We start from the raw sequence: 24,636 nt of genomic DNA on the forward strand, positions 1-24,636 counted from the left end.
GTGTCAGTGGAACTTTGGCAGCAGTGCGTGGAGCTTTTGCGCGATGAGCTGCCTGCCCAGCAATTCAACACCTGGATCCGTCCGCTACAGGTCGAAGCCGAAGGCGACGAGTTGCGTGTCTATGCGCCCAATCGTTTTGTCCTCGACTGGGTCAACGAGAAGTACCTGGGCCGCGTTCTCGAATTGCTCGACGAACATGGCAACGGCCTGGCGCCTGCTCTCTCCTTATTAATAGGCAGCAAGCGCAGCTCAGCTCCTCGCGCCGCGCCGAATGCGCCATTGGCCGCCGCCGCGTCGCAAGCCCAAGCTGCAGTGGCGCCTGTCGCCGCAGCACCTGCACCGACAGCTGCGCCGTCCAAGCCGTCGTCGCGCAAAAATAATGCGCCAGAGAATGAAGAGCCGTCCCGCGACAGCTTCGACCCGATGGCCGGTGCCAGCTCTCAACAGGCGCCCGTGCGCTCCGAGCAACGTACTGTGCAGGTAGAAGGCGCGCTCAAGCACACCAGTTACCTGAACCGCACGTTTACCTTCGAGAACTTTGTCGAAGGCAAGTCCAACCAGCTGGCCCGAGCGGCCGCCTGGCAGGTCGCCGATAACCCCAAGCATGGTTACAACCCGCTCTTCCTTTATGGCGGCGTGGGCTTGGGTAAGACGCACTTGATGCACGCCGTCGGTAACCACCTATTAAAGAAGAACCCGAATGCCAAGGTGGTTTACCTGCATTCGGAGCGCTTCGTGGCCGACATGGTCAAGGCCTTGCAGCTCAACGCCATCAACGAGTTCAAACGTTTCTACCGCTCCGTTGATGCCTTGTTGATCGATGACATTCAGTTCTTTGCCCGCAAGGAACGTTCTCAAGAGGAGTTCTTCCACACCTTCAACGCCCTGCTCGAAGGTGGCCAGCAGGTCATCTTGACCAGTGACCGTTACCCGAAGGAAATCGAAGGCCTGGAAGAACGTCTGAAGTCTCGTTTCGGCTGGGGCCTGACGGTTGCCGTGGAGCCACCGGAGCTGGAAACCCGCGTTGCGATCCTGATGAAGAAGGCCGACCAGGCTAAAGTCGATCTGCCTCACGATGCTGCGTTCTTCATCGCCCAACGCATCCGTTCCAACGTGCGTGAGCTGGAAGGCGCGCTCAAGCGGGTCATCGCCCACTCGCACTTCATGGGTCGCGATATCACCATCGAGCTGATTCGCGAGTCCTTGAAGGACTTGTTGGCCTTGCAGGACAAGCTGGTGAGTGTGGATAACATCCAGCGCACCGTGGCCGAGTACTACAAGATCAAGATTTCCGACCTGCTGTCCAAGCGCCGTTCGCGCTCGGTAGCACGTCCACGCCAGGTTGCCATGGCCCTCTCCAAGGAGTTGACCAACCACAGCCTGCCGGAAATCGGTGATGTGTTTGGCGGACGCGACCACACCACGGTCTTGCACGCATGCCGCAAGATCAATGAACTTAAGGAATCCGACGCGGATATTCGCGAGGACTACAAGAACCTGCTGCGTACACTGACTACGTGATGACACCAGCGCAGCTTATTAAGGCAAGGGACTAGACCATGCATTTCACCATTCAACGCGAAGCCCTGTTGAAACCCCTGCAACTGGTCGCAGGCGTCGTCGAGCGCCGACAGACCTTGCCGGTGCTTTCCAACGTATTACTGGTGGTCGAGGGGCAACAGTTGTCCTTGACCGGTACCGACCTGGAAGTCGAACTGGTGGGTCGTGTCCAGCTCGAAGAGCCTGCCGAACCCGGCGAGATCACCGTGCCGGCGCGCAAGCTGATGGATATCTGCAAAAGCCTGCCTAACGATGCGCTGATCGACATCAAGGTGGATGAGCAGAAGTTGGTGGTCAAGGCAGGCCGCAGCCGTTTCACCCTGTCGACCTTGCCGGCCAATGACTTTCCAACCGTAGAAGAAGGCCCTGGCTCGCTGACGTGCAGCCTGGAGCAAAGCAAGCTGCGTCGTTTGATCGAGCGCACCAGCTTCGCAATGGCCCAGCAGGACGTGCGTTACTACCTCAACGGTATGCTGCTGGAAGTCTCGGAAGGCATCATCCGTGCTGTAGCCACCGACGGTCACCGCCTGGCGATGTGCTCGATGCGTGCCGATATCGGTCAGCCGGATCGTCACCAGGTAATCGTTCCACGCAAAGGTATCCTTGAACTGGCGCGCTTGCTCACCGAGCCGGACGGCAACGTCAGCATCGTGTTGGGCCAGCACCACATTCGCGCGACCACCGGTGAGTTCACCTTCACCTCCAAGTTGGTAGACGGTAAGTTCCCGGACTACGAGCGTGTGTTGCCTAAAGGTGGCGACAAGCTGGTGGTCGGTGATCGTCAGGCTCTGCGTGAAGCCTTTAGCCGTACTGCGATTCTGTCCAACGAAAAGTACCGTGGTATTCGCCTGCAGCTGGCCAACGGCCAACTGAAAATCCAGGCCAACAACCCGGAACAGGAAGAGGCGGAAGAAGAAGTGGGTGTCGACTACAACGGCGCATCGCTGGAAATCGGCTTTAACGTAAGCTACCTGTTGGACGTGCTGGGTGTTATGACAACCGAACAGGTTCGTCTGATCCTGTCGGACTCCAACAGCAGCGCCTTGGTGCAAGAATCCGACAACGACGACTCGGCATACGTTGTCATGCCGATGCGCCTGTAATCATGCTCAGCAGAAGCTAGATGTCCCTCAGTCGCGTCTCGGTCACCGCGGTGCGCAATCTGCACCCGGTGACCTTCTCCCCTTCCCCCCGCATCAACATCCTCCATGGCGCCAACGGCAGTGGCAAAACCAGTGTGCTGGAAGCCATCCATCTGCTGGGGCTTGCGCGTTCCTTCCGCAGTGCCCGTTTGTTACCCGTGATTCAGTACGAACAATTGGCCTGTACCGTATTTGGCCAAGTGGAACTGGCTGAGGGCGGTCATAGCAGCCTGGGGATATCGCGTGATCGTGGTGGGGAATTTCAGATCCGAATCGACGGGCAAAATGCGCGCAGCGCAGCGCAACTGGCAGAGATCCTGCCGTTGCAACTGATCAACCCCGACAGCTTTCGATTGCTGGAAGGTGCCCCGAAAATCCGTCGGCAATTCCTCGACTGGGGCGTGTTCCACGTGGAACCCCGCTTCATGGCCACTTGGCAGCGGCTGCAGAAGGCCCTGCGGCAGCGGAACTCATGGCTGCGGCATGGTACACTTGACGCCGCTTCGCAAGCAGCCTGGGACCGTGAACTGTGCCTGGCCAGCGACGAAATAGATGAATACCGCCGCGCCTATATCAAAGCCTTAAAACCAGTCTTTGAGCAGACCTTGAGCGAGTTGTTGGACCTCGAGGGGCTGACGCTGAGTTATTACCGGGGTTGGGACAAAGAACGTGAGCTGAGTGCAGTGCTCGCAACGTCCTTGCAACGGGATCAGCAAATCGGACACACCCAGGCTGGCCCCCAGCGCGCTGATTTGCGCCTTAGATTAGGTGCACACAATGCTGCGGATATATTGTCTCGCGGCCAGCAGAAGCTAGTGGTCTGTGCGTTGCGTATCGCGCAGGGCCATCTGGTTAGCCAGGCTCGACGCGGTCAGTGTATTTATTTGGTGGATGACTTGCCGTCAGAACTCGACGAGCAGCACCGCCGCTCGCTATGCCGCTTGTTGGAAGACTTACGCTGCCAGGTGTTTATCACCTGTGTAGACCACGAATTATTGAGGGAAGGCTGGCAGACGGAAACGCCAGTCGCTTTGTTCCACGTGGAACAAGGCCGTATCACCCAGACCCACGACCATCGGGAGTGAAGGCATGAGCGAAGAAAACACGTACGACTCGACCAGCATTAAAGTGCTGAAAGGTTTGGATGCCGTACGCAAACGTCCCGGTATGTACATTGGCGACACCGATGATGGTAGCGGTCTGCACCACATGGTGTTCGAGGTGGTCGATAACTCCATCGACGAAGCTCTAGCCGGTCACTGCGACGACATCAGCATTATCATCCACCCGGATGAATCCATCACCGTGCGTGACAACGGTCGTGGCATCCCGGTAGACGTGCACAAAGAAGAAGGCGTTTCGGCGGCAGAGGTCATCATGACCGTGCTCCACGCTGGCGGTAAGTTCGACGACAACTCCTATAAAGTATCCGGTGGTTTGCACGGTGTAGGTGTGTCGGTAGTGAACGCCCTGTCCGAAGAACTGATCCTCACTGTCCGCCGTAGCGGCAAGATTTGGGAGCAGACCTACGTCCACGGCGTACCACAGGAGCCGATGAAAATCGTCGGTGACAGTGAAACCACCGGTACCCAGATCCACTTCAAGCCATCGGAAGAAACCTTCAAAAACATCCACTTCAGCTGGGACATCCTGGCCAAGCGGATTCGCGAACTGTCTTTCCTTAACTCCGGTGTCGGCATCGTCCTCAAGGATGAGCGCAGCGGCAAGGAAGAGCTGTTCAAGTATGAAGGTGGCCTGCGAGCGTTCGTTGAATACCTGAACACCAACAAGACCGCGGTCAACCAAGTGTTCCACTTCAACATCCAGCGTGAAGATGGCATCGGCGTGGAAATCGCCCTGCAGTGGAACGACAGCTTCAACGAGAACCTGTTGTGCTTCACCAACAACATTCCACAACGCGATGGCGGTACTCACCTGGTGGGTTTCCGTTCTGCGCTGACGCGTAACCTGAACACCTACATCGAAGCGGAAGGCTTGGCGAAGAAACATAAAGTCGCCACCACCGGTGACGATGCCCGTGAAGGCCTGACGGCGATCATCTCGGTCAAGGTACCGGATCCGAAGTTCAGCTCCCAGACCAAAGACAAGCTGGTGTCTTCCGAAGTGAAGACTGCGGTTGAACAGGAAATGGGTAAGTACTTCTCCGACTTCCTGTTGGAAAACCCGAACGAAGCCAAGCTGGTTGTCGGCAAGATGATCGACGCTGCACGCGCCCGTGAAGCCGCGCGGAAGGCCCGTGAAATGACCCGCCGCAAAGGCGCGCTGGATATCGCCGGCCTGCCAGGCAAACTGGCTGACTGCCAGGAGAAGGACCCTGCCCTCTCCGAACTGTACCTGGTGGAAGGTGACTCTGCTGGCGGTTCCGCCAAGCAGGGTCGTAACCGTCGCACCCAGGCCATCCTGCCGTTGAAGGGTAAGATCCTTAACGTTGAGAAGGCCCGCTTCGACAAGATGATTTCCTCCCAGGAAGTCGGCACCTTGATCACGGCGTTGGGCTGCGGTATTGGCCGCGATGAGTACAATATCGACAAGCTGCGCTACCACAACATCATCATCATGACCGATGCTGACGTCGACGGTTCGCACATCCGCACCCTGCTGCTGACCTTCTTCTTCCGTCAGTTGCCGGAGCTGATCGAGCGTGGCTACATCTACATCGCCCAGCCGCCGTTGTACAAAGTGAAAAAGGGCAAGCAAGAGCAATACATCAAAGACGACGACGCCATGGAAGAGTACATGACGCAGTCGGCCCTGGAAGATGCCAGCCTGCACTTGAATGACGAAGCGCCGGGTATCTCCGGTGAGTCGCTGGAGCGACTGGTCAACGACTTCCGTATGGTCATGAAGACACTCAAGCGTTTGTCGCGCCTGTACCCTCAGGAGCTGACCGAGCACTTTATCTACCTGCCGGCCGTGAGCCTGGAGCAGTTGGGCGATCACGCCGCCATGCAGGATTGGCTGGCCCAATACGAAGTGCGCCTGCGTACTGTGGAGAAGTCTGGCCTGGTGTACAAAGCCAGCCTGCGTGAGGACCGTGAACGTAACGTATGGCTGCCAGAGGTCGAACTGATCTCCCACGGCCTGTCCAATTACGTCACCTTCAACCGCGACTTCTTCGGTAGCAACGACTACAAGACCGTGGTTACCCTCGGCGCGCAATTGAGCACCCTGCTGGACGACGGTGCTTACATTCAGCGTGGCGAACGCAAGAAGCAGGTCAAGGAGTTCAAGGAAGCCTTGGACTGGTTGATGGCGGAAAGCACCAAGCGTCATACCATCCAGCGCTATAAAGGTCTGGGCGAGATGAACCCGGATCAGCTGTGGGAAACCACCATGGACCCTGCTCAACGTCGCATGCTGCGCGTGACCATCGAAGACGCCATTGGCGCCGACCAGATCTTCAACACCCTGATGGGTGATGCGGTCGAGCCTCGTCGTGACTTCATCGAGAGCAATGCTTTGGCGGTGTCTAACCTGGACTTCTGATCAGGAACATCTGCTAAAAACAAAAGGCCAACGCTTAGCGTTGGCCTTTTTTGTTGGTTCGTAGTCGCGCATTTTTTAAATGCTCCACGTGGAACATCAGGCTGTTTAACTTTCCACAGCGGGTGTCACACTCTCCAACCGATACCCGTACCCATAGATCGTCAACAGCTGCCAACCGCGATCCGCGGTCAGCCCTAGCTTGTTGCGCAGGCGGTAGATATGCGTGTCCAACGGCCGCGACGACACCATTTCTTCGTGGCTCCAGAACCGCTCATACAGGTACTCGCGAGACAACGGTCGGGCCAGGTTGGCAAATAGACAACTTGCCAAACGGTATTCCCGTTCTGTCAGGTTAATGGGCTTGCCCGCTCGGGTGACGGTCAGTTCGGCATCGTCGAACGTCAGATCGTTAAAGCTCTGCACTTCCTGGGTAGCCGACTTTTGCAAACCGTGGCGCCGCAGCACGGCGCTGACTCGGGCTTTGAGTTCGTTGGGCCGAAACGGCTTGCTGACATAATCATCCGCCCCGCTGTTCAACGCCGTCACGATATCGCTTTCGGCATCGCGACTGGTGAGCATGATAACGGCGGGAGGCGACTCCATGTGCTCGCGGGTCCAGCGCAATAACGCGATCCCGGAGATATCCGGCAGTTGCCAGTCGAGGATCAGCAGGTCAAAGGTTTCCCGGCGTAGCTGGCGTAGCAGGTCTTCGCCACGTTCAAAAAAATGCAGGGACCAGGGCTGTTCAGCCGGACCGGGAATCTGTCGCAGTGTCTGTTCCACCCGTCGCAACTCTGCGGGTTCGTCATCCAGTATTGCGACACGCATGGGCGGGGTCCTTCCTACAAAAATACGAGAGCTTGAATGGGGGGCACATGCTGTACAAATGCCGGCCTATGAATCTGAATAATTATGGACGGATTCTACAGTGCCTGGATCTCTCGATACGCTGAAAGCGCCGTAAACTCAATCCACTACGATCCTCAAAGAAGATACCGGCTCCTGTCGTTCCGTAAAAGCGTCGGTGTGATCGCCTCGCCGGGGCGTTATGCCCGCTCCAATGTGCGGTATCGTTCATTGCGCGGTCGTGGGAAGTCCTCCAATGAGACCGAAATAAGCTTCACTGGTTTCAGAACACTGCATGCACTTCATCGCAACCCCATGGAGAGGGATCCTGGGCTTATGACATCTTTACTTAACGACCATCAATGCCTTGGCCCCCTCATGGCGCTAGCCCTGTGAAGCTCTGGCGCAAAACCGAGAAACGCCAACCTACCCAGGCCCAGCTTTTGTTCCATGGGTTGGTTCGTGAATGGCTGTTGATCGGTTTGGTACTCCTGCCCTTTACGGCCTACTTATCCTTGAGCGCTGGCTTAGCGCTCAATAATCCGCTCTATGACAGCCTGCGCCGCCTCACGCCCTTGCCGGTAGATCCACGCATCGTCCTGGTGACCATCGACGCACCCAGCCTGGAAGCACTTGGCCCATGGCCTTGGCCGCGCAGCGTACATGCCGAGCTGATTGAACGCGTGAACGCCGCACAGCCGGCGGGCATTTTGTTGGATGTGATCTTCAGTGAGACCGACCACAGTCATGACGAGCAGCGCCTGGCCGATGCCGTATGCAAAGCCGGCAATGTATTGCTGCCCATCGCCGGAGACAGCAGCGTCAGCCCCAAGGCTCCCATAGCGCCGTTGTCGCCACTGCTCAAGTGCGCCAAGGGTGTCGGTCACATCAACGTCGAAGCGGACAACGACGGTGTGGTGCGCAGCGTGTATCTACGTGAAGGCCCGCCGGGGAGCACGCTTCCTCAGTTGGCGTGGCTGGCGTTCGCCATGAGCGAGCATGCCGAGACGATGCCGGGCCTGCCACAAGAGCCTACTGGAGGGCACTGGCATCAGGAACATGAGATTCGTGTGCCGTTCACTTCGGAACCAGACCATTTTCCCAGTCTGTCCTACGTCAGCGTACTACGCGGCGAGGTAGCTCCCGAGTCGCTGCGGGGTCGCCTGGTTCTGATCGGCGCCTCAGCCTATGGCATGGCCGATCGTTTCGTGACGCCGCTCTCTTCCACCGTGGGCACCACTGCGGGGGTTGAGATCCAGGCTGAAGTACTGAATGGTTTATTGCAGGGTCGCAGCATCGTCGATCTGCCCGGCTGGTTCGCGGCGTTGCTGGCAACGTCCCTGGTGGCCCTGCTGCTGGGCCTTCTGCTTGTGCGCCCCCGTTACGCCCTGTGGATGACCTTGGCGTGCATGGCCGTGGCTTTGCTGGGCTCATGGGGCTTATTGCGCCTGGGCCACTGGTGGAGCCCCGCAGCATGCCTGATCGGTTTGTTGCTGAGTTACCTGATCTGGAATTGGCGACGTCTGAGCGTAATTCTCGCCTACTTTGGCTGGGAACTGGCACGTCTGGATAACGAACCCAAGGTGCTTCCGGAACGTCGTCGCGCGCCCGCCAGTAAGGGCGATGTGCTGCAAGGGCGGATCTTTGCCCTTGAACAAGCCGTCAGTCGTACACGCGATACGCGGCGCTTTATGGCTGACGGGCTGGAGTGCCTGCCGGTAGCAACGCTGATCACCGACCCTCAGGGCAGCATCCTGTTGGCCAACCGCGTGGCCCGTGAAGTATTCGGCAATGACCTGGTCGGCGAAAACCTCGTCGAACAGCTCGCCGATCTAGGCTATCCCCCGCTGCACAATGGTGTACGCCCTGCCCTATCGGCACTGGAACTGGTCGAGTTTCGCGATATCCACCAACGCAGTTTGCGCATGGAGCTAGCCCCTTTGCTGCCTGCCGAAGGGGATTTCGCCCTCGGCTGGTTGTTGAGCCTCACGGACCTGAGCAAGGAGCGTGAAGCACAGCAGCACCGCGAGACGATGCTGCGTTTCCTTTCCCACGACCTGCGTGCACCGCACTCAGCGATCCTTGCCCTGTTGGACGTGCACAACGGGGAGTCCCCGGTGTTTACCCAGATCGAACAGCAGGTGCGGCGGGCCTTGAGCCTGACTGAATCCTTTGTGCAATTGGCCAAGGCTGAAGCGGACGGTTACCAGTTCCAGCCCACCCTGTTTGCCATGCTGGTGATGGACGCTTTTGATCAAGTGGCGGTGATTGCGCAGTTGAAGGGCATCCATTTGGTTCACGACCTGGATGAGGCGGACGAGGCCATGGTCTACGCCGACCAATCGCTGCTCACCCGGGCGTTGTTCAATGTGCTGGAGAACGCGATCAAATACTCCCCATCCGGTACCACCGTCAGGTTGAGGCATGGCAGTGCGCAAGGTTGGTTGGAATGCAGGATAAGCGACCAGGGACCGGGGATTGCGCCTGAGGATCTGCCGGAGTTGTTTAACCAATACCGACGTTTCGATTCGGCTCAAGGCAGTGAGGGGCTTGGACTGGGGCTGACCATGGTTAAAGCAGTGTTGGAGCGGCACGGTGGGCGCATCGTGTGTGAAAGTGAGCTGGGCAAGGGCTCGACGTTTATCCTGCTGCTGCCGTTATTGGAGGACTGAAAAAGCGGCTTTTCTGCTGTGCATAAAAAACCGGTCACAAGGACCGGTTTTTTTATGAAGAAAAAACTTATGCACGTTTTTCTGAATTTTATGAGCTTCAGAAATATGTAAGTAAATCAGCTTGTTATGAAGCAAAAAAGCCAATTCGCCAACAAAGCGTACACAGGTTATCCACAGATGCTCAAACGGCCGGCGTCTCCACCACCACCGGTTCCGGAGGCAGGGAGCCCATGGCCCGTTGCTGCGCCTCATTCCACGCCGCAGCGCGGTCGTTCAGGGCGGCGATGGCACGTGGTCCTTCGCCTTCTGCGTACATCGGTTCGCCGATCACTACGGTGATAGTGCCTGGGCGTTTAGCCCAGCCAGTCTTGGGCCAGAACTTGCCGGCGTTATGCGCAATTGGCAGCACAGGCAGGTTGGCGTTGACCGCCAGGGCGGTACCACCCCGTGAGAACTTACCCACGGTGCCGTAGGGCACCCGCGTGCCCTCGGGAAAGATCAGCACCCAGACGCCGTCCTTGAGCAACTCATCGCCCTTCTTCGCTACATGCTTGAGCGCAGCCTTGGGGTTGTCCCGGTCGATGGCGATCGGACGCAACATGGCCATGGCCCAGCCGAAGAATGGCACATACAGAAGCTCGCGCTTGAGCACCTGGCTCAACGGCGAGAAATACGCCGAGAGGAAGAACGTCTCCCAGGTGCTCTGATGGTTCGAGAGAATCACGCACGGTTGATCAGGAACGTTTTCAGCGCCCTTGACCTCGAAACGAATATTCAGGAACACCTTGCTCAGCCACAACGCGCAGCGGCACCAGTAGACGTTGATAAAGCGATAGCGCGCCTTGAAGGGAAGGAACGGTGCAATAAAAAAGCTCAGGGTGCACCAGAGAAACGAACTGGTGCCCAGCAGCAGGTAAAAGAAAAAGGTTCTGATGGCCTGCAAGATCGACATGGCGGCATTTACCGTTGCGGGACACGGCCCGCCTGCTAAAAGCGCACTCCCGAACAGTCCTTGGTCAGGAAGTCGAGGGCGGCTAGTTGTTGATAAGTTCTGCGGCAACGGCCGCCAGATCGTCAAAAATCAAGGTGCCTACCGGCAGGTTTTTAGCCTGGGTCTTTTCGCCTTTTCCGGTTTTAACCAAAACTGGCTGAGAGTCGACGGCTTTAGCCGCCTCCAGGTCACCGAGGCTGTCCCCGACGAACCATATCCCAGCCAAGGGCACCTTGTAATGTTCTGCAATAATTTTCAACATGCCAGGCTTGGGCTTGCGGCAATCGCAGCCTTCGTCCGGCCCGTGGGGGCAGTAGACCACCAGCCCCACCTCGCCGCCCTGCTCGGCCACTAACGCGCGCAAACGCGCGTGCATGGCCTCCAGGGTCGCGATGTCGTAGTAACCGCGAGCGATGCCGGACTGGTTGGTGGCGATGGCCACCGTCCAGCCGGCTTTGCTCAACTGCGCGATGGCCTCGATCGAACCGGGCAGCGGGATCCACTCCTCCACCGACTTGATGTAAGCGTCGGAGTCGTAGTTGATCACCCCGTCCCGATCGAGAATCAGCAGTTTCAACATGATCAGCCCAGTACGGAGATGTCGGCGATATTGATGAACAAGCCACGCAGGCGCGCCAGCATGGCGTAGCGGTTTTTACGCACGCCAGCATCATCGGCATTGATCATCACCGCTTCGAAGAACGCATCCACCGGCTCACGCAAGGACGCCAGGCGCGCCAACGCTTCAGCGTAGTTACGCTCAGCGATCAGCGGCTTCACGGCGTTCTCGGCCTTGGCGATGGCTGAGTTCAGCGAGAACTCCTTGGCATCGGCAAACAGGCCCGGGTCGACTTCGGCAGTGCCGAGGTTGTCGGCCTTGCTCAACAGGTTCGACACGCGCTTGTTCACGGCGGCCAGGGCATCGGCTTCCGGCAGCTTGCGGAACGCTTGCACGGCTTGTACACGCTGGTCGAAGTCCAGTGCCGAGCCCGGTTGCAGGGCACGTACCGACAGGTAGACGGAAACGTCCACGCCTTCGTCTTCATAACGCGCACGCAGGCGATCGAACACAAACTCCAGCACTTGCTCGGCCAGGCCGGCTTGCTTGACCTTGGTGCCGAACTGGCCGACGGCAAATACCACGGCCTGGGTCAGGTCGAGGTCCAGCTTTTTGTCGATCAGGATACGCAGCACGCCCAAGGCCGCACGGCGCAGGGCATACGGGTCTTTGCTGCCGGTGGGCAGCATGCCGATACCGAAGATACCCACGAGGGTGTCCAGCTTGTCGGCAATGGCCACGGCCGCACCGGTCAGGGTGCTCGGCAGTTCTGCACCGGCACCGCGCGGCATGTACTGCTCGTTCAGGGCCAGGGCGACATCATCCGGCTCGCCGTCGTTGAGGGCGTAGTAGTAACCGGCCACGCCTTGCATCTCTGGGAACTCGCCGACCATCTCGGTGGCCAGGTCGCACTTGGACAGCAAGCCAGCACGCGCTGCCCAGGCTGCGTCGCCGCCAATACGTGGGGCAATGTAGGCCGCCAGCTTGGAAACACGCACGGCCTTGTCGTAGACGCTGCCGAGTTTTTCCTGGAACACCACGTTTTGCAGGCGCAGGTTGAAGTCTTCCAGCTTCTGCTTCTTGTCTTGCTTGAAGAAGAACTCGGCGTCGGTCAGGCGCGGGCGCACGACTTTTTCGTTACCGGCGATGATCTGCTGTGGGTCTTTGCTTTCGATGTTGGCCACGGTGATAAAACGCGGCAACAACTTACCGTCCACGTCCAGCAGGCAGAAGTACTTCTGGTTGTCCTGCATGGTGGTGATCAAGGCTTCTTGCGGCACGTCGAGGAAACGCTCTTCGAACGAGCACACCAGCGGCACCGGCCATTCCACCAGGGCGGTCACTTCGTCGAGCAGGCTTGGCGGCACGATGGCGGTGCCTTCCTGCAGACGGGCCAGCTCTTCGGTGCGCTTGCTGATCAGCTCGCGACGCTCATTGGCGTCGGCCAGCACGTAAGCAGCGCGCAGGTCGTTGAGGTAGTTGGCCGGCGAAGTGATGCGCACGCTTTCTGGATGATGGAAGCGGTGACCACGGGAGTCACGACCGGCCTTCTGGGCGAGGATGGTGCAATCGATGACCTGGTCACCGAGCAGCATCACCAGCCATTGGGTTGGGCGCACGAACTCTTCCTTGCGCGCACCCCAGCGCATGCGCTTGGGGATAGGCAGGTCGTTCAGGGAATCTTCAACGATGGTCGGCAACAGGCTGGCGGTTGGCTTGCCGGTGATGACCTGGCTGAAACGCAGTTTCGGGCCGCTCTGGTCGATCTCGCTCAGCTCCACGCCACACTTCTTGGCAAAGCCAAGGGCCGCCTGGGTCGGGTTGCCTTCGGCGTCGAAAGCCGCCTGGCGCGGTGGGCCGTCCAGGTTGATGCTGCGATCCGGCTGCTGGGTTTCCAGCGCGGTCAGCAGCACAGCCAGGCGGCGCGGCGCGGCGTAGACCTTCTTGGCTTGAAACTTCAGGCCAGCGGTCTGCAGGCCTTTTTCGATACCGGCCAGGAATGCATCGGCCAGGGTATTGAGGGCCTTGGGTGGCAGCTCTTCGGTGCCCAGTTCAACCAGGAAATCTTGAGCACTCATTGTGCAGCCTCCAGCTTAGCCAACACTTCATCACGCAAATCCGGGGTTGCCATCGGGAAGCCCAGCTTGGCGCGAGCCAGCAGGTAGGCTTGGGCGACGGAACGCGCCAGGGTGCGCACACGCAGGATGTATTGCTGGCGCGCAGTAACCGAAATGGCACGGCGGGCGTCCAGCAGGTTGAAGGTATGGGAGGCCTTCAACACCATTTCATAGCTTGGCAACGGCAGCGGCTGGTCGAGTTCGATCAGGCGCTTGGCTTCGCTTTCATAGAAGTCGAACAGTTCGAACAGTTTGTCGACGTTGGCGTGTTCGAAGTTGTAGGTGGACTGCTCCACCTCGTTTTGGTGGAACACATCGCCGTAAGTCACCTTGCCGAACGGGCCGTCAGCCCATACCAGGTCGTAGACCGAGTCCACGCCTTGCAGGTACATGGCCAGGCGCTCAAGGCCGTAGGTGATTTCGCCGGTGACCGGGTAGCACTCGATGCCGCCGGCTTGCTGGAAGTAAGTGAACTGTGTCACTTCCATGCCATTGAGCCAGACTTCCCAGCCCAGGCCCCAGGCGCCCAGGGTTGGCGATTCCCAGTTGTCTTCGACGAAACGAATGTCGTGCACCAGTGGGTCCAGGCCGACATGTTTCAGCGAGCCCAGGTACAGCTCCTGGAAGTTGTCCGGGTTGGGCTTCAATACCACCTGGAACTGGTAGTAGTGCTGCAGACGGTTCGGGTTTTCGCCGTAGCGGCCGTCAGTCGGGCGGCGACTGGGCTGCACATAAGCGGCGTTCCAGGTTTCCGGGCCGATGGCCCGCAGGAATGTAGCGGTGTGGAAAGTGCCGGCGCCTACTTCCATATCGTAGGGCTGAAGTACCACACAACCTTGCTCGGCCCAGTATTGCTGGAGGGCGAGGATCAAGTCTTGGAAGGTACGCACGGCTGGCGTAGGCTGGCTCACGAAATTCACCTGTTACTTGGGCTGCGATTTAAAGAGCGGGAGTATACCCGATTCGGCCCCGCCACCACTCCCTGGAGCCTTATGCCACGCTGCTTTTGGTGTTCTGAAGATCCGCTGTACATGGCTTATCACGATCAAGAGTGGGGAACGCCGCTGCGCGATGCGCAGGGTTTGTTCGAGTTGCTTTTGCTCGAAGGGTTCCAGGCAGGCCTGTCCTGGATCACCGTTTTACGCAAACGCGAGCATTATCGAAAGGTGTTGTTCGGCTTTGACGCGCAGCGTCTGGCGCAATTGAGCGATGACGAAATCGAGGTGCTGATGCAGGACCCGGGTATCGTGCGCAATCGCTTGAAGCTCAACGCTACCCGGCGCAACGCCGCGGCCTGGCTGGCGCTGGAAGATCCCGTGGGGTTGCTGTGGTCGTTTGTCGGCGGCAAACCCAAGGTCAATCACTTCAAGGATCGCAGCGACGTCCCGGCGATCACGCCCGAAGCCCAAGCCATGAGCAAAGCCTTGAAAAAGGCCGGCTTCACCTTCGTCGGGCCGACCATCTGCTACGCCTTCATGCAGGCCTCGGGCATGGTCATGGACCACACCCAGGACTGCGACCGTTACGCGGACTTGGTCAACGCCGGTTAGAATGCCGGCTTTGCGCACCACACACGATCAGGAGTGACCTGTGGAAAAGTTTAAAGGCGCCTTGCTGGTAGGCGCTCTTCGGTTGTTTGCCCTGCTGCCCTGGCGCGCCGTACAAGCCGTCGGCACGGGGATCGGCTGGATCATGTGGAAAACCCCCAACCGTTCCCGCGATACCGTGCGGATCAACCTCTCCAAATGCTTCCCGGACATGGACCCTGCAGAACGCGAGCGCCTGGTGGGCCGCAGCCTGATGGACATCGGCAAGTCCCTCACCGAAAGCGCCTGCGCGTGGATCTGGCCGGCGCAGCGCTCCATCGACCTGGTCCGCGAAGTCGAGGGCTTGGAAGTGCTGCACGAGGCCCTGGCTTCTGGCAAAGGCGTGGTGGGCATCACCAGCCACCTGGGCAACTGGGAAGTGTTGAACCACTTCTATTGCAGCCAGTGCAAACCGATCATTTTCTATCGCCCGCCCAAGCTCAAGGCGGTGGACGAACTGCTGCGCAAACAACGCGTGCAGCTGGGCAACCGCGTGGCGGCTTCCACCAAGGAAGGCATTCTCAGCGTGATCAAGGAAGTGCGCAAAGGCGGCCAGGTGGGCATTCCTGCCGACCCGGAGCCGGCTGAGTCCGCCGGGATCTTCGTACCGTTTTTTGCCACCCAGGCGCTTACCAGCAAGTTCGTGCCGAACATGCTCGCGGGCCACAAGGCGGTGGGTGTGTTCCTGCATGCCCTGCGGCTGCCGGACGGCTCGGGCTACAAGGTGATCCTGGAAGCGGCGCCGGAGGACATGTACAGCACCGACACCGCGACGTCCTGTGCGGCGATGAGCAAGGTAGTTGAGCGCTATGTAGGCGCTTACCCAAGCCAGTACATGTGGAGCATGAAGCGCTTCAAGAAACGCCCGCCGGGTGAGGCTCGGTGGTATTGATACACCGCTGACCTCCAGCCCAATGGAGATCAAATGTGGGAGCTGGCTTGCCTGCGATAGCATCACCTCGGAGTGCCTGATATACCGAGGTGTCTGCATCGCAGGCAAGCCAGCTCCCACAGGTGATCACCTCAGGTTTGGCGATCAAGTTTCTTCAGGAACACCGTCATTTCTTTTTCGGCCTGTTTGTCGCCATGGGCCTGGGCGGCTTCGATGCCCTTCTCCCATGCCAGGTGTGCTGCCGCGCGATCTTCCAATCCCAGCCGCGCCTTGCCCAACAACTTCCACGCCGCTGAATACTTCGGATCGAACTCGACGCATCGCTGCAAATGCTCGGCCGCCGTTGCGTTGTCCTTCAGGTCCAGATAACCCTTGCCCAGGCCAAAGCGCAGCAGCGAATTATCCACACCCTTGGCGAGCATTTTTTCCAGGGATTCGAGCATGACTGTGCGTCCTTTAGCTATATAACGGTTTCGATATCGTCATCGCGGCCAAGCCCGCTCCCACACTTGGAACGCGATCACATGTGGGAGCGGGCCTGCCCGCGATGGCGGCGGCAGGCTCACTCAATTTTTTAATCAGAAAAAACTCAGCCCCACGTGGAACAGCTTCTCCACATCGCGGATATGTTTCTTGTCCACAAGGAACAAAATCACGTGGTCTCCGGTGGCGATCACCGTGTCGTCGTGGGCAATGATCACTTCTTCATCGCGAATGATCGCGCCAATGGTGGTACCGGGCGGCAGGCCGATATCGCGGATCGCCTTGCCAATCACTTTGCTGGACTTGGAGTCACCGTGGGCAATCGCCTCGATGGCTTCCGCTGCGCCACGGCGCAACGAGTGCACGCTGACAATGTCGCCACGCCGTACGTGGGCGAGCAAGGTGCCAATGGTCGCCAACTGCGGGCTGATGGCAATGTCGATATCGCCGCCCTGGATCAGGTCGACATAGGCCGGGTTATTGATGATGGTCATCACCTTCTTCGCCCCCAGCCGCTTGGCCAGCAAGGACGACATGATATTGGCTTCATCATCGTTGGTCAGGGCCAGGAAGATATCGGCGTCGGCGATGTTTTCTTCCATCAGCAGGTCACGGTCCGAGGCGCTGCCTTGCAGTACAACAGTGCTGTCGAGGGTGTCGGACAAATGCCGGCACCGCGTCGGGCTCATCTCGATGATCTTCACCTGGTAGCGGCTTTCGATGGCTTCTGCCAAACGCTCGCCAATCTGCCCACCGCCGGCGATGACGATGCGTTTGTAGCTTTCGTCGAGCCTGCGCATTTCGCTCATGACCGCACGAATGTTCGCCTTGGCGGCGATGAAAAATACTTCGTCGTCAGCCTCGATCACCGTATCGCCCTGGGGCAGGATCGGCCGGTCACGGCGGAAAATCGCGGCGACGCGGGTTTCCACATTCGGCATGTGCTCACGCAGCTGGCGCAATTGCTGGCCAACCAGCGGCCCGCCGTAATAGGCCTTCACGGCTACCAGTTGCGCTTTGCCTTCAGCGAAGTCGATAACCTGTAGCGCACCTGGAATTTCGATCAGGCGCTTGATGTAGTGGGTCACGACCTGTTCCGGGCTGATCAGGACGTCTACCGGGATGGCGTCGTTGTCGAACAGCCCGGCGCGGGTCAGGTAAGCCGCTTCGCGCACCCGAGCGATCTTGGTCGGGGTGTGGAACAGGGTGTGGGCGACCTGGCAGGCGACCATGTTGGTCTCGTCGCTGTTGGTCACAGCCACCAGCATGTCGGCATCGTCGGCACCGGCCTGGCGCAGCACCGTCGGAAACGACGCGCGGCCTTGCACCGTACGAATGTCCAGGCGGTCGCCCAGGTTGCGCAAGCGCTCGGCATCGGTGTCGACCACGGTAATGTCGTTGGCTTCACCGGCCAAATGTTCGGCCAGCGTGCCACCCACCTGCCCTGCTCCAAGGATGATGATTTTCATCCGGTCACTCCCTTAAAACCATTCAGCCGCGCACGGCGGCAATCTTGATCAGTTTGGCGTAGTAGAAGCCATCGTGCCCGCCTTCCTGCGCGAGCAGTTGGCGGCCGTGGGGCTGCTTGATGCCGGCGCTGGTGGCAAGGTCCAGTTCGCGTGCGCCGCTGGTGCGGGCGAGGAAGGCTTGGATGACCTCGGTATTTTCGGTGGGCAGCGTGGAGCAGGTGGCGTAAAGCAGGATGCCGCCGACTTCCAGAGTCGGCCACAGCGCGTCGAGCAGTTCGCCTTGCAACACCGCCAGGGCGGCGATGTCGTCGGGCTGGCGGGTCAGCTTGATGTCCGGATGACGGCGGATCACGCCGGTGGCGGAGCAAGGAGCGTCCAGCAGGATGCGCTGGAATGGCTTGCCGTCCCACCACGTCGCGGTGTCGCGGCCGTCGGCGGCGATCAGGTCGGCGTTGAGGCCCAGGCGTGCAAGGTTTTCCCGCACACGCACCAGGCGCTTGGCCTCAAGGTCCACAGCCACCACACCGGCCAGGTCTTTTTCAACCTCAAGGATGTGACACGTCTTACCGCCTGGCGCGCAGCAGGCGTCGAGTACGCGCTGGCCTGGGGCCAAATCGAGCAGATCGGCAGCCAATTGCGCGGCCTCGTCCTGCACGCTGATCCAGCCTTCGGCAAAGCCCGGCAGGCTGCGTACATCGGCGGCGACTTCCAGCACGATACCGTCCGTGCTGTACACGCACGGGGTGGCGTTGATGGCCGCGTCGGCGAGTAATTGCAGGTATGCATCCCGGCTGTGGTGGCGACGGTTGACCCGCAGGATCATCGGCGGGTGCGCGTTGTTGGCCGCGCAGATAGCCTCCCATTGCTCGGGCCAAAAGGCCTTCAGGGATTTTTGCAGCCAGCGCGGGTGGGCGGTGCGCACCACCGGATCATGTTCCAGCTCGGCCAACAGCGTTTCGCTTTCACGCTGGGCGCGGCGCAGCACGGCATTGAGCAGCGCCTTGGCCCAGGGCTTTTTCAGCTTGTCGGCGCAACCGACGGTTTCACCAATGGCGGCGTGGGCGGGCACGCGGGTGTAGAGCAACTGGTAGAGACCCACCAGCAACAGCGCCTCGACATCCGCGTCCGCCGCTTTGAACGGTTTTTGCAGCAGCTTGGCGGCCAACGCAGACAACCGTGGCTGCCAACGGGCGGTGCCAAAGGCCAGGTCCTGCGTAAACCCCCGGTCGCGGTCTTCAACCTTATCCAACTGCGTGGGCAATGAACTGTTCAGCGAAGCCTTGCCGTTGAGCACGGCGGCGAGAGCCTTGGCGGCGGCCAGACGTGGGTTCATTGAGTGACCACTCCAAGCGTGGTGCCCAGGGCGAATTTCTCACGACGACTGTTGAACAAATCACTGAAGTTCAGCGCCTTGCCGCCGGGCAATTGCAGACGCGTCAGGCACAGCGCCTGTTCACCGCAAGCCACCAACAGGCCGTCTTTGCTGGCGCCGATGATCTCACCGGGAGCGCCTGCGCCATCGGCCAGGGTCGCGGCCAACACTTTTAAGGCTTCGCCGTTCAGGGTGCTGTGGCAGATCGGCCATGGGTTGAAGGCACGTACCAGGCGCTCCAGTTCCACGGCTGGGCGGCTCCAGTCGATGCGTGCTTCGTCTTTGTTCAATTTGTGCGCGTAGGTGGCCAGGCTGTCGTCCTGTACCTCGCCTTCCAGTGTGCCGGCAGCCAGGCCGGCGATGGCCTGGATCACGGCGGGCGGCCCCAGTTCAGCGAGGCGGTCGTGCAGGCTGCCGCCGGTGTCTTGGGCGGTGATCGGTGTGGTGACTTTGAGCAGCATCGGCCCGGTATCCAGGCCGGCTTCCATGCGCATCACGGTCACGCCGCTCTCGCTGTCGCCTGCTTCAACGGCACGTTGAATCGGCGCCGCACCGCGCCAGCGGGGCAGCAGTGAAGCATGACTGTTGATGCAACCCAGGCGCGGTATATCCAGCACAGCCTGAGGCAGGATCAAACCGTAAGCCACCACCACCAGCAGGTCCGGCTTCAGCGCGGCCAGTTCGGCCTGGGCGTCGGCGTTACGCAGGGTCGGCGGTTGCAGCACCGGAATGTTGTGCTCCAGTGCTAATTGCTTGACCGGGCTCGGCATCAGTTTTTGCCCGCGACCGGCCGGGCGATCCGGCTGGGTGTACACCGCGACGATGTCATAAGGGCTGGCAAGCAGCGCCTTGAGGTGTTCGGCGGCAAATTCAGGAGTGCCGGCAAAAACAATGCGCAATGGCTCGGTCATGGGAGTTCTCGGTTAAAAACAGTCACAAAAGAAAAAGGCTTGCCGCAGCAAGCCTTTGGAAGAAGGGCATCAAGCTTGCTGGCGATGCTTTTTTTCCAGCTTTTTCTTGATCCTGTCCCGCTTGAGCGTGGACAGGTAATCGACAAACAGTTTGCCGTTGAGGTGGTCGCATTCATGCTGGATGCACACCGCCAACAGACCTTCGGCAATCAGCTCAAACGGCTTGCCGTCACGGTCCAGCGCCTTGATCTTCACGCGCAGCGGGCGTTCAACGTTTTCGTAGAACTCCGGCACCGACAGGCAGCCTTCCTGGTATTCGCCCATCTCTTCGGTCAGCGGTTCGAACTCAGGGTTGATGTACACCCGAGGTTCGCTGCGATCTTCCGACAGGTCCATGACCACGACACGCAGGTGCACGTTGACCTGGGTAGCGGCGAGGCCGATGCCCGGGGCTTCATACATTGTTTCAAACATGTCATCGACCAACTGACGAACCTTGTCGTCCACTACGGCCACCGGCTTGGCGATCGTGCGCAGGCGCGAGTCGGGAAATTCGAGGATGTTCAAAATAGCCATAAGCGTAATTGCTGCACATGTGAGGAAGAGACAAATCGGCGGTGGGATGGACCCATACGGCCGGTGTGAAACGCTCGGAAGCCGCGAAGGCTATGGCATTTCACGCGAACGCACATAATAAAGGAGATTCACCCCATGAGGAAATCGCTACTCGTCTTGCTGCTGTGGGCCCCGTTCGCCACGGCATTGATTGTGCAACCCACTGAGCGTCTGGATCAGGCCGCGCAACAGGCCATTCAGCATTTTTTACTGCACAACCGTATTTTTGAATCCCCCCACGACCTGGACAACGCGCCTTATATTGTTGCGGCTCAAGGCGGGCGCGTGCTGGGTGCCAACGACGAGCGTGTGCATGCGCGCGGGCATCTGGACCCGGCCCAGCCCAGCTACGGGATCTTTCGGCGGGGCAAGGCCTACACCGACCCCGTTACCCAGGAATTACTCGGCATCAATGCCGACGACATCGGCACTGCACGCTTTGTGCTTGCCGACAGCCTCACCACCTTGGCAGTGCAACGGGTGACCCAGGAAATTCGCCCGGGTGACCGTTTGTTGCGCGCCGAGCCTCCCGTTGCTTTGGCCAGCCTGGAACCCTGCAAACCCGCACCCTTGATTACAGGGCACATCATCGACATCCCCAAGGGCGTCACGCAGATTGGCGTGCTCGATGCTGTGACCCTGAACAAGGGCCGCCGCGATGGCCTGATGGAAGGCCAACTGCTCACGGTGATCAAGGCTGGCGCCACCGTGCGAGACGCCCTCACCGGTACGCCCACGCCGCTCCCGGATGAGCGAGCGGGCACCCTGCTGGTGTTTCGCACCTACGAAAAGCTCAGCTATGCCCTGGTGCTCAGTGCTTCAAGGTCGTTGGCCGTGCAAGACCGTTTCGAGACGGCTCAACAAGCGCAATAAATAGCCTGCTAAATAAGTTACCAACAGAGTTATCCACAGCTTGTTCCGGTCAAGGATGATCATATGAATCCGATAAACAGTAGCGATATTTCCCCGGCAGAGCTGGAAGCCCGGCTACGCTTGCACAGGCTGCCAGAACTGGGGCCCAAGCGTTTTCACGTGTTGATCGAAGCCTTTGGTTGCGCTTCCAAGGCCCTGAGTGCTCCCGCCAGCGCCTGGCGTTCCCTCGGTTTGCCCGCCATCAGTGCCGAGGCCCGACGTAGCCCCAAAGTCCGTGACGGTGCCAGTGAGGCGTTAGCCTGGCTGGCGCGCCCGGCCCAGCATTTGCTGATGTGGGACCAACCAGAGTACCCGGCGTTGCTCGCGCAGATCGACGATGCGCCGCCGTTGTTATTCGTGGCGGGCGACCCCGGTATTCTGGAAAAACCACAGTTGGCCATGGTCGGAAGCCGGCGTGCCTCTCGCCCAGGCATGGACACGGCAGCGGCCTTTTCCCGCAGCCTGGCGAGCGCCGGTTTTGTCATCACCAGTGGGCTGGCGGTGGGCATTGACGGCGCGGCGCACCAGGCGGCATTGGACGTGGGCGGCCATACCATCGGCGTGCTTGGCACTGGCCTGGAAAATTTTTATCCACAGCGCCATCGCAAGCTTGCTGCGGCGATGATCGCCCAAGGCAGCGCCGTGGTTTCCGAGTTTCCACTGGATACCGCGCCCCAGGCCGGTAATTTCCCACGGCGCAACCGGATTATCAGCGGGTTGTCGTTAGGCGTGCTCGTGGTGGAGGCCAGTATGTCCAGCGGCTCGCTGATCACCGCACGCCTGGCGGCGGAGCAAGGGCGCGAGGTGTACGCGATTCCGGGTTCCATCCACCACCCCGCCGCCAAGGGCTGTCATCAACTGATCCGTGATGGCGCGGTGCTGGTGGAAACCATCGAGCACATTCTTGAAGGCCTGCGCGGTTGGCAGCGGTTGCCCCCTGCTGCGCCGGTGCCCGTGACCCATCCGCTGGTGGCGCTGCTGCACGCGGCACCGCATAGCAGCGAAGCCTTGGCGATTGCCAGCGGCCGGCCGTTGTCCCAAGTGCTGGCCACCCTGACGGAGCTGGAGTTGGAGGGCCAGGTGATTTGCGAAAGCGGGCGCTGGCTGGCGCGGTGTCGGCTTTTGTAGTGGACGTTTTTGGCGCTAGGTTTTGTAACGAAGATCGGTAAACTGCCCAGAGCTTTAGTCCGGAGAGTAAACAATGGTCAACAGGTGGCGTGTGCTGGAAGCCGCACGGGAAATTCGCGCAGGCGCGGTGATCGCCTATCCGACCGAAGCGGTCTGGGGCCTGGGCTGCGACCCGTGGAACGAAGAAGCAGTGGATCGGCTGCTGGCGATCAAGAACCGCTCGGTCGACAAAGGCCTGATCCTGGTGGCGGACAATATTCGTCAGTTCGACTTTCTGTTTGAAGATTTCCCGGACACATGGATCGAACGCATGGCCAGCACCTGGCCAGGGCCGAATACCTGGCTGGTGCCCCATCAAGACTTGCTGCCCGAATGGGTCACGGGTGTGCACGACACCGTAGCGCTGCGGGTCAGTGATCATCCGTTGGTGAGAGATTTGTGCGCCGAGGTCGGCCCGTTGATTTCCACCTCGGCCAACCCACAGGGCCGCCCGGCAGCCCGCACGCGGATTCGCGTGGAGCAGTATTTTCGCGGGCAAGTGGACCTGGTGTTGGGCGGCGCCTTGGGTGGGCGCAAGAACCCGAGCCTGATTCGGGACCTGGTGACGGGTGATGTGGTGCGCCCCTCGTAGGTGCAGCTCGTTCCCACGCTCTGCGTGGGAACGCCGCATTGGACGCTCTGGGTCCGCTTGTGACGCAGAGCGTCACGGTATGCATTCCCACGCAGAGCGTGGGTACGATCTTAAGGCAGCAGGATGGTCGATCCAGTCGTGCGCCGCCCCGACAACTCCGTCTGCGCTTTGGCCGCCTCTGCCAGCGAGTAGCGCTGGTTGATATCAATGCGCACCTTGCCACTTTTGATCATCGAAAACAGATCGTCCGCCATCGCCTGCAAGTTCGCCGGGTTGTTCGCGTAGGTCGCCAAAGTAGGCCGGGTCACGTACAGCGATCCTTTCGCCGACAGAATTCCCAGGTTCACCCCATCCACTGCACCCGACGCATTGCCGAAGCTCACCAACAAGCCCCGTGGCGACACGCTGTCGAGCGAGGTCAGCCAGGTGTCTTTGCCGACGCCGTCATATACCACCGGGCACTTCTTGCCGTCAGTCAATTCCAGTACGCGTTGTGCGACATCCTCCTTGCTGTAGTCGATGGTTTCCCAGGCCCCCAGCGATTTGGCCAAAGCGGCTTTTTCCGGGGAGCTGACCGTACCGATCAACTTCACGCCCAGGGCCTTGGCCCATTGGCAGGCCAGGGAACCCACGCCACCGGCGGCGGCGTGGAACAAAATGGTTTCACCGCCTTTGAGCTCATAGGTCTGGCGCAACAGGTATTGCACGGTCAGGCCTTTGAGCATGGCACCGGCGGCCTGTTCAAAGCTGATCTCATCCGGCAGGTGCACCAGGTTGGCGGCAGGCAACACATGCAGCTCGCTGTAGGCACCCAGCGGGCCGCTGCCGTAGGCAACACGGTCGCCGATTTTGAATTGGCTGACTTCACTGCCCACGGCATCGACCACACCAGCGCCTTCCGCACCCAGGCCCGATGGCAGGGTGGGCGGCGCGTAGAGACCACTGCGGAAATAGGTGTCGATGAAGTTCAGGCCGATAGCTTCGTTGCGCACCCGAACCTGCTGTGGGCCAGGCTCCGCTGGCGTGTAGTCCACATATTCAAGTACTTCGGGGCCGCCATGGGCGCTGAACTGGATACGTTTGGCCATCTGCACTTCTCCTTGGGTTCGAATCTGCGTAGCCCCCTATCGGACTCCTAAGCTTGATCCTCGTCAACTGCTGTGCACCTAAGTGCAGTGGCATGTAGGCGCAGTGGTATCCTGTGCGCCCATTTGCCGCCGACGCCCCATGGGCCTCGCGTAGC

Annotated in this window: 21 protein-coding genes; 10 read left to right on the top strand and 11 right to left on the bottom strand. The window is 59.7% G+C overall.

Annotation, left to right across the window (positions count from 1 at the left end):
- From dnaA to gyrB, 4 genes are read left to right on the top strand one after another with little or no spacing between them, the layout of a single operon-like run.
- A complete protein-coding gene (dnaA, locus tag AB4P90_RS00345; protein WP_032901521.1) occupies positions 1-1,521 on the top strand; it encodes a chromosomal replication initiator protein DnaA in 1,521 nt (506 codons plus the stop codon).
- A 38-nt stretch (positions 1,522-1,559) separates the two neighbouring features.
- Entirely contained in the window at positions 1,560-2,663 is a 1,104-nt protein-coding gene (gene dnaN / locus AB4P90_RS00350) for a DNA polymerase III subunit beta (RefSeq protein ID WP_003187250.1), read from the top strand.
- Between the two features lie 20 nt (positions 2,664-2,683).
- Positions 2,684-3,787: a DNA replication/repair protein RecF gene (gene recF, locus AB4P90_RS00355; protein ID WP_003187251.1), complete on the top strand. Its 1,104-nt coding sequence runs from the start codon at positions 2,684-2,686 to the stop codon at positions 3,785-3,787.
- 4 nt (positions 3,788-3,791) lie between these two features.
- Positions 3,792-6,209, top strand: coding sequence for a DNA topoisomerase (ATP-hydrolyzing) subunit B (gyrB, locus tag AB4P90_RS00360; RefSeq protein WP_003187253.1), 2,418 nt, complete (start codon positions 3,792-3,794; stop codon positions 6,207-6,209).
- Between the two features lie 105 nt (positions 6,210-6,314).
- Here gyrB and AB4P90_RS00365 read toward each other — a convergent pair whose 3' ends face one another.
- Positions 6,315-7,037 (bottom strand): response regulator transcription factor, encoded by a 723-nt coding sequence (locus AB4P90_RS00365; RefSeq protein WP_014716281.1) that lies wholly within the window; start codon positions 7,035-7,037, stop codon positions 6,315-6,317.
- Positions 7,038-7,447: 410 nt separating this feature from the next.
- On the opposite strand from AB4P90_RS00365, the gene AB4P90_RS00370 reads away from it, so the two are divergent.
- A complete protein-coding gene (locus AB4P90_RS00370) occupies positions 7,448-9,727 on the top strand; it encodes a CHASE2 domain-containing protein (protein ID WP_073843354.1) in 2,280 nt (759 codons plus the stop codon).
- 181 nt (positions 9,728-9,908) lie between these two features.
- Here the strand turns inward: AB4P90_RS00370 and AB4P90_RS00375 are convergent, their stop codons facing one another.
- From AB4P90_RS00375 to glyQ, 4 genes are all read right to left on the bottom strand, one after another.
- On the bottom strand, positions 9,909-10,679 hold the full coding sequence (locus AB4P90_RS00375) for a 1-acyl-sn-glycerol-3-phosphate acyltransferase (RefSeq protein ID WP_003187258.1): 771 nt from the start codon (positions 10,677-10,679) through the stop codon (positions 9,909-9,911).
- 82 nt (positions 10,680-10,761) lie between these two features.
- Positions 10,762-11,301 (bottom strand): D-glycero-beta-D-manno-heptose 1,7-bisphosphate 7-phosphatase, encoded by a 540-nt coding sequence (gmhB, locus tag AB4P90_RS00380; RefSeq protein ID WP_173877514.1) that lies wholly within the window; start codon positions 11,299-11,301, stop codon positions 10,762-10,764.
- Entirely contained in the window at positions 11,301-13,355 is a 2,055-nt protein-coding gene (gene glyS / locus AB4P90_RS00385; protein WP_014716283.1) for a glycine--tRNA ligase subunit beta, read from the bottom strand. The genes gmhB and glyS overlap by 1 nt, the downstream gene beginning before the upstream one ends.
- Positions 13,352-14,305, bottom strand: coding sequence for a glycine--tRNA ligase subunit alpha (gene glyQ / locus AB4P90_RS00390; protein WP_003187265.1), 954 nt, complete (start codon positions 14,303-14,305; stop codon positions 13,352-13,354). Before glyQ ends, glyS begins: the two co-directional genes overlap by 4 nt.
- 81 nt (positions 14,306-14,386) lie before the next feature.
- Here glyQ and AB4P90_RS00395 point away from each other — a divergent pair, with 81 nt between their 5' ends.
- Positions 14,387-14,944, top strand: a complete 558-nt coding sequence (locus tag AB4P90_RS00395; RefSeq protein ID WP_014716284.1) for a DNA-3-methyladenine glycosylase I — start codon at positions 14,387-14,389, stop codon at positions 14,942-14,944.
- Positions 14,945-14,984: 40 nt separating this feature from the next.
- Positions 14,985-15,872: a lysophospholipid acyltransferase gene (locus tag AB4P90_RS00400; protein WP_014716285.1), complete on the top strand. Its 888-nt coding sequence runs from the start codon at positions 14,985-14,987 to the stop codon at positions 15,870-15,872.
- Between the two features lie 131 nt (positions 15,873-16,003).
- Here AB4P90_RS00400 and AB4P90_RS00405 read toward each other — a convergent pair whose 3' ends face one another.
- The 5 genes from AB4P90_RS00405 to def all read right to left on the bottom strand — a co-directional run bounded on the left by AB4P90_RS00405 (position 16,004) and on the right by def (position 20,683).
- The gene (locus AB4P90_RS00405) at positions 16,004-16,315 is read right to left on the bottom strand and encodes a M48 family metallopeptidase (RefSeq protein ID WP_014716286.1); all 312 of its coding nucleotides are present in this window, start codon (positions 16,313-16,315) and stop codon (positions 16,004-16,006) included.
- A gap of 135 nt (positions 16,316-16,450) precedes the next feature.
- On the bottom strand, positions 16,451-17,824 hold the full coding sequence (trkA, locus tag AB4P90_RS00410) for a Trk system potassium transporter TrkA (RefSeq protein ID WP_014716287.1): 1,374 nt from the start codon (positions 17,822-17,824) through the stop codon (positions 16,451-16,453).
- Positions 17,825-17,846: 22 nt separating this feature from the next.
- Positions 17,847-19,157: a 16S rRNA (cytosine(967)-C(5))-methyltransferase RsmB gene (gene rsmB, locus AB4P90_RS00415; RefSeq protein WP_122300912.1), complete on the bottom strand. Its 1,311-nt coding sequence runs from the start codon at positions 19,155-19,157 to the stop codon at positions 17,847-17,849.
- Positions 19,154-20,107 carry a methionyl-tRNA formyltransferase gene (gene fmt / locus AB4P90_RS00420; RefSeq protein ID WP_014716289.1) on the bottom strand — a complete coding sequence of 318 codons (954 nt, stop codon included), beginning with the start codon at positions 20,105-20,107 and terminating at the stop codon, positions 19,154-19,156. The genes rsmB and fmt overlap by 4 nt, the downstream gene beginning before the upstream one ends.
- Before the next feature lie 69 nt (positions 20,108-20,176).
- Positions 20,177-20,683 carry a peptide deformylase gene (def, locus tag AB4P90_RS00425; protein ID WP_003187273.1) on the bottom strand — a complete coding sequence of 169 codons (507 nt, stop codon included), beginning with the start codon at positions 20,681-20,683 and terminating at the stop codon, positions 20,177-20,179.
- Positions 20,684-20,818: 135 nt separating this feature from the next.
- Here def and AB4P90_RS00430 point away from each other — a divergent pair, with 135 nt between their 5' ends.
- The 3 genes from AB4P90_RS00430 to AB4P90_RS00440 all read left to right on the top strand — a co-directional run bounded on the left by AB4P90_RS00430 (position 20,819) and on the right by AB4P90_RS00440 (position 23,393).
- On the top strand, positions 20,819-21,595 hold the full coding sequence (locus tag AB4P90_RS00430; RefSeq protein WP_032901539.1) for a hypothetical protein: 777 nt from the start codon (positions 20,819-20,821) through the stop codon (positions 21,593-21,595).
- Between the two features lie 63 nt (positions 21,596-21,658).
- Positions 21,659-22,762 carry a DNA-processing protein DprA gene (gene dprA / locus AB4P90_RS00435; RefSeq protein WP_073452729.1) on the top strand — a complete coding sequence of 368 codons (1,104 nt, stop codon included), beginning with the start codon at positions 21,659-21,661 and terminating at the stop codon, positions 22,760-22,762.
- Positions 22,763-22,835: 73 nt separating this feature from the next.
- On the top strand, positions 22,836-23,393 hold the full coding sequence (locus AB4P90_RS00440) for an L-threonylcarbamoyladenylate synthase (protein ID WP_014716292.1): 558 nt from the start codon (positions 22,836-22,838) through the stop codon (positions 23,391-23,393).
- A 110-nt stretch (positions 23,394-23,503) separates the two neighbouring features.
- Here AB4P90_RS00440 and AB4P90_RS00445 read toward each other — a convergent pair whose 3' ends face one another.
- Positions 23,504-24,481 carry a quinone oxidoreductase family protein gene (locus AB4P90_RS00445; RefSeq protein ID WP_395605572.1) on the bottom strand — a complete coding sequence of 326 codons (978 nt, stop codon included), beginning with the start codon at positions 24,479-24,481 and terminating at the stop codon, positions 23,504-23,506.
- Between the last annotated feature and the right edge of the window lie 155 nt (positions 24,482-24,636).

Source organism: Pseudomonas sp. B16120 (assembly GCF_044218845.1).
Lineage (GTDB): Bacteria > Pseudomonadota > Gammaproteobacteria > Pseudomonadales > Pseudomonadaceae > Aquipseudomonas > Aquipseudomonas paracarnis.

Bases quoted from the DNA above. Each gene is read 5' to 3' on its own strand.
- dnaN (WP_003187250.1), top strand. From the start codon at position 1,560: ATGCATTTCACCATTCAACGCGAAGCCCTGTTGAAACCCCTGCAACTG.
- recF (WP_003187251.1), top strand. From the start codon at position 2,684: ATGTCCCTCAGTCGCGTCTCGGTCACCGCGGTGCGCAATCTGCACCCG.
- gyrB (WP_003187253.1), top strand. From the start codon at position 3,792: ATGAGCGAAGAAAACACGTACGACTCGACCAGCATTAAAGTGCTGAAA.
- AB4P90_RS00365 (WP_014716281.1), bottom strand. From the start codon at position 7,037: ATGCGTGTCGCAATACTGGATGACGAACCCGCAGAGTTGCGACGGGTG.
- AB4P90_RS00375 (WP_003187258.1), bottom strand. From the start codon at position 10,679: ATGTCGATCTTGCAGGCCATCAGAACCTTTTTCTTTTACCTGCTGCTG.
- glyS (WP_014716283.1), bottom strand. From the start codon at position 13,355: ATGAGTGCTCAAGATTTCCTGGTTGAACTGGGCACCGAAGAGCTGCCA.
- AB4P90_RS00395 (WP_014716284.1), top strand. From the start codon at position 14,387: ATGCCACGCTGCTTTTGGTGTTCTGAAGATCCGCTGTACATGGCTTAT.
- AB4P90_RS00405 (WP_014716286.1), bottom strand. From the start codon at position 16,315: ATGCTCGAATCCCTGGAAAAAATGCTCGCCAAGGGTGTGGATAATTCG.
- trkA (WP_014716287.1), bottom strand. From the start codon at position 17,824: ATGAAAATCATCATCCTTGGAGCAGGGCAGGTGGGTGGCACGCTGGCC.
- rsmB (WP_122300912.1), bottom strand. From the start codon at position 19,157: ATGAACCCACGTCTGGCCGCCGCCAAGGCTCTCGCCGCCGTGCTCAAC.
- fmt (WP_014716289.1), bottom strand. From the start codon at position 20,107: ATGACCGAGCCATTGCGCATTGTTTTTGCCGGCACTCCTGAATTTGCC.
- def (WP_003187273.1), bottom strand. From the start codon at position 20,683: ATGGCTATTTTGAACATCCTCGAATTTCCCGACTCGCGCCTGCGCACG.
- AB4P90_RS00430 (WP_032901539.1), top strand. From the start codon at position 20,819: ATGAGGAAATCGCTACTCGTCTTGCTGCTGTGGGCCCCGTTCGCCACG.
- dprA (WP_073452729.1), top strand. From the start codon at position 21,659: ATGAATCCGATAAACAGTAGCGATATTTCCCCGGCAGAGCTGGAAGCC.
- AB4P90_RS00440 (WP_014716292.1), top strand. From the start codon at position 22,836: ATGGTCAACAGGTGGCGTGTGCTGGAAGCCGCACGGGAAATTCGCGCA.
- AB4P90_RS00445 (WP_395605572.1), bottom strand. From the start codon at position 24,481: ATGGCCAAACGTATCCAGTTCAGCGCCCATGGCGGCCCCGAAGTACTT.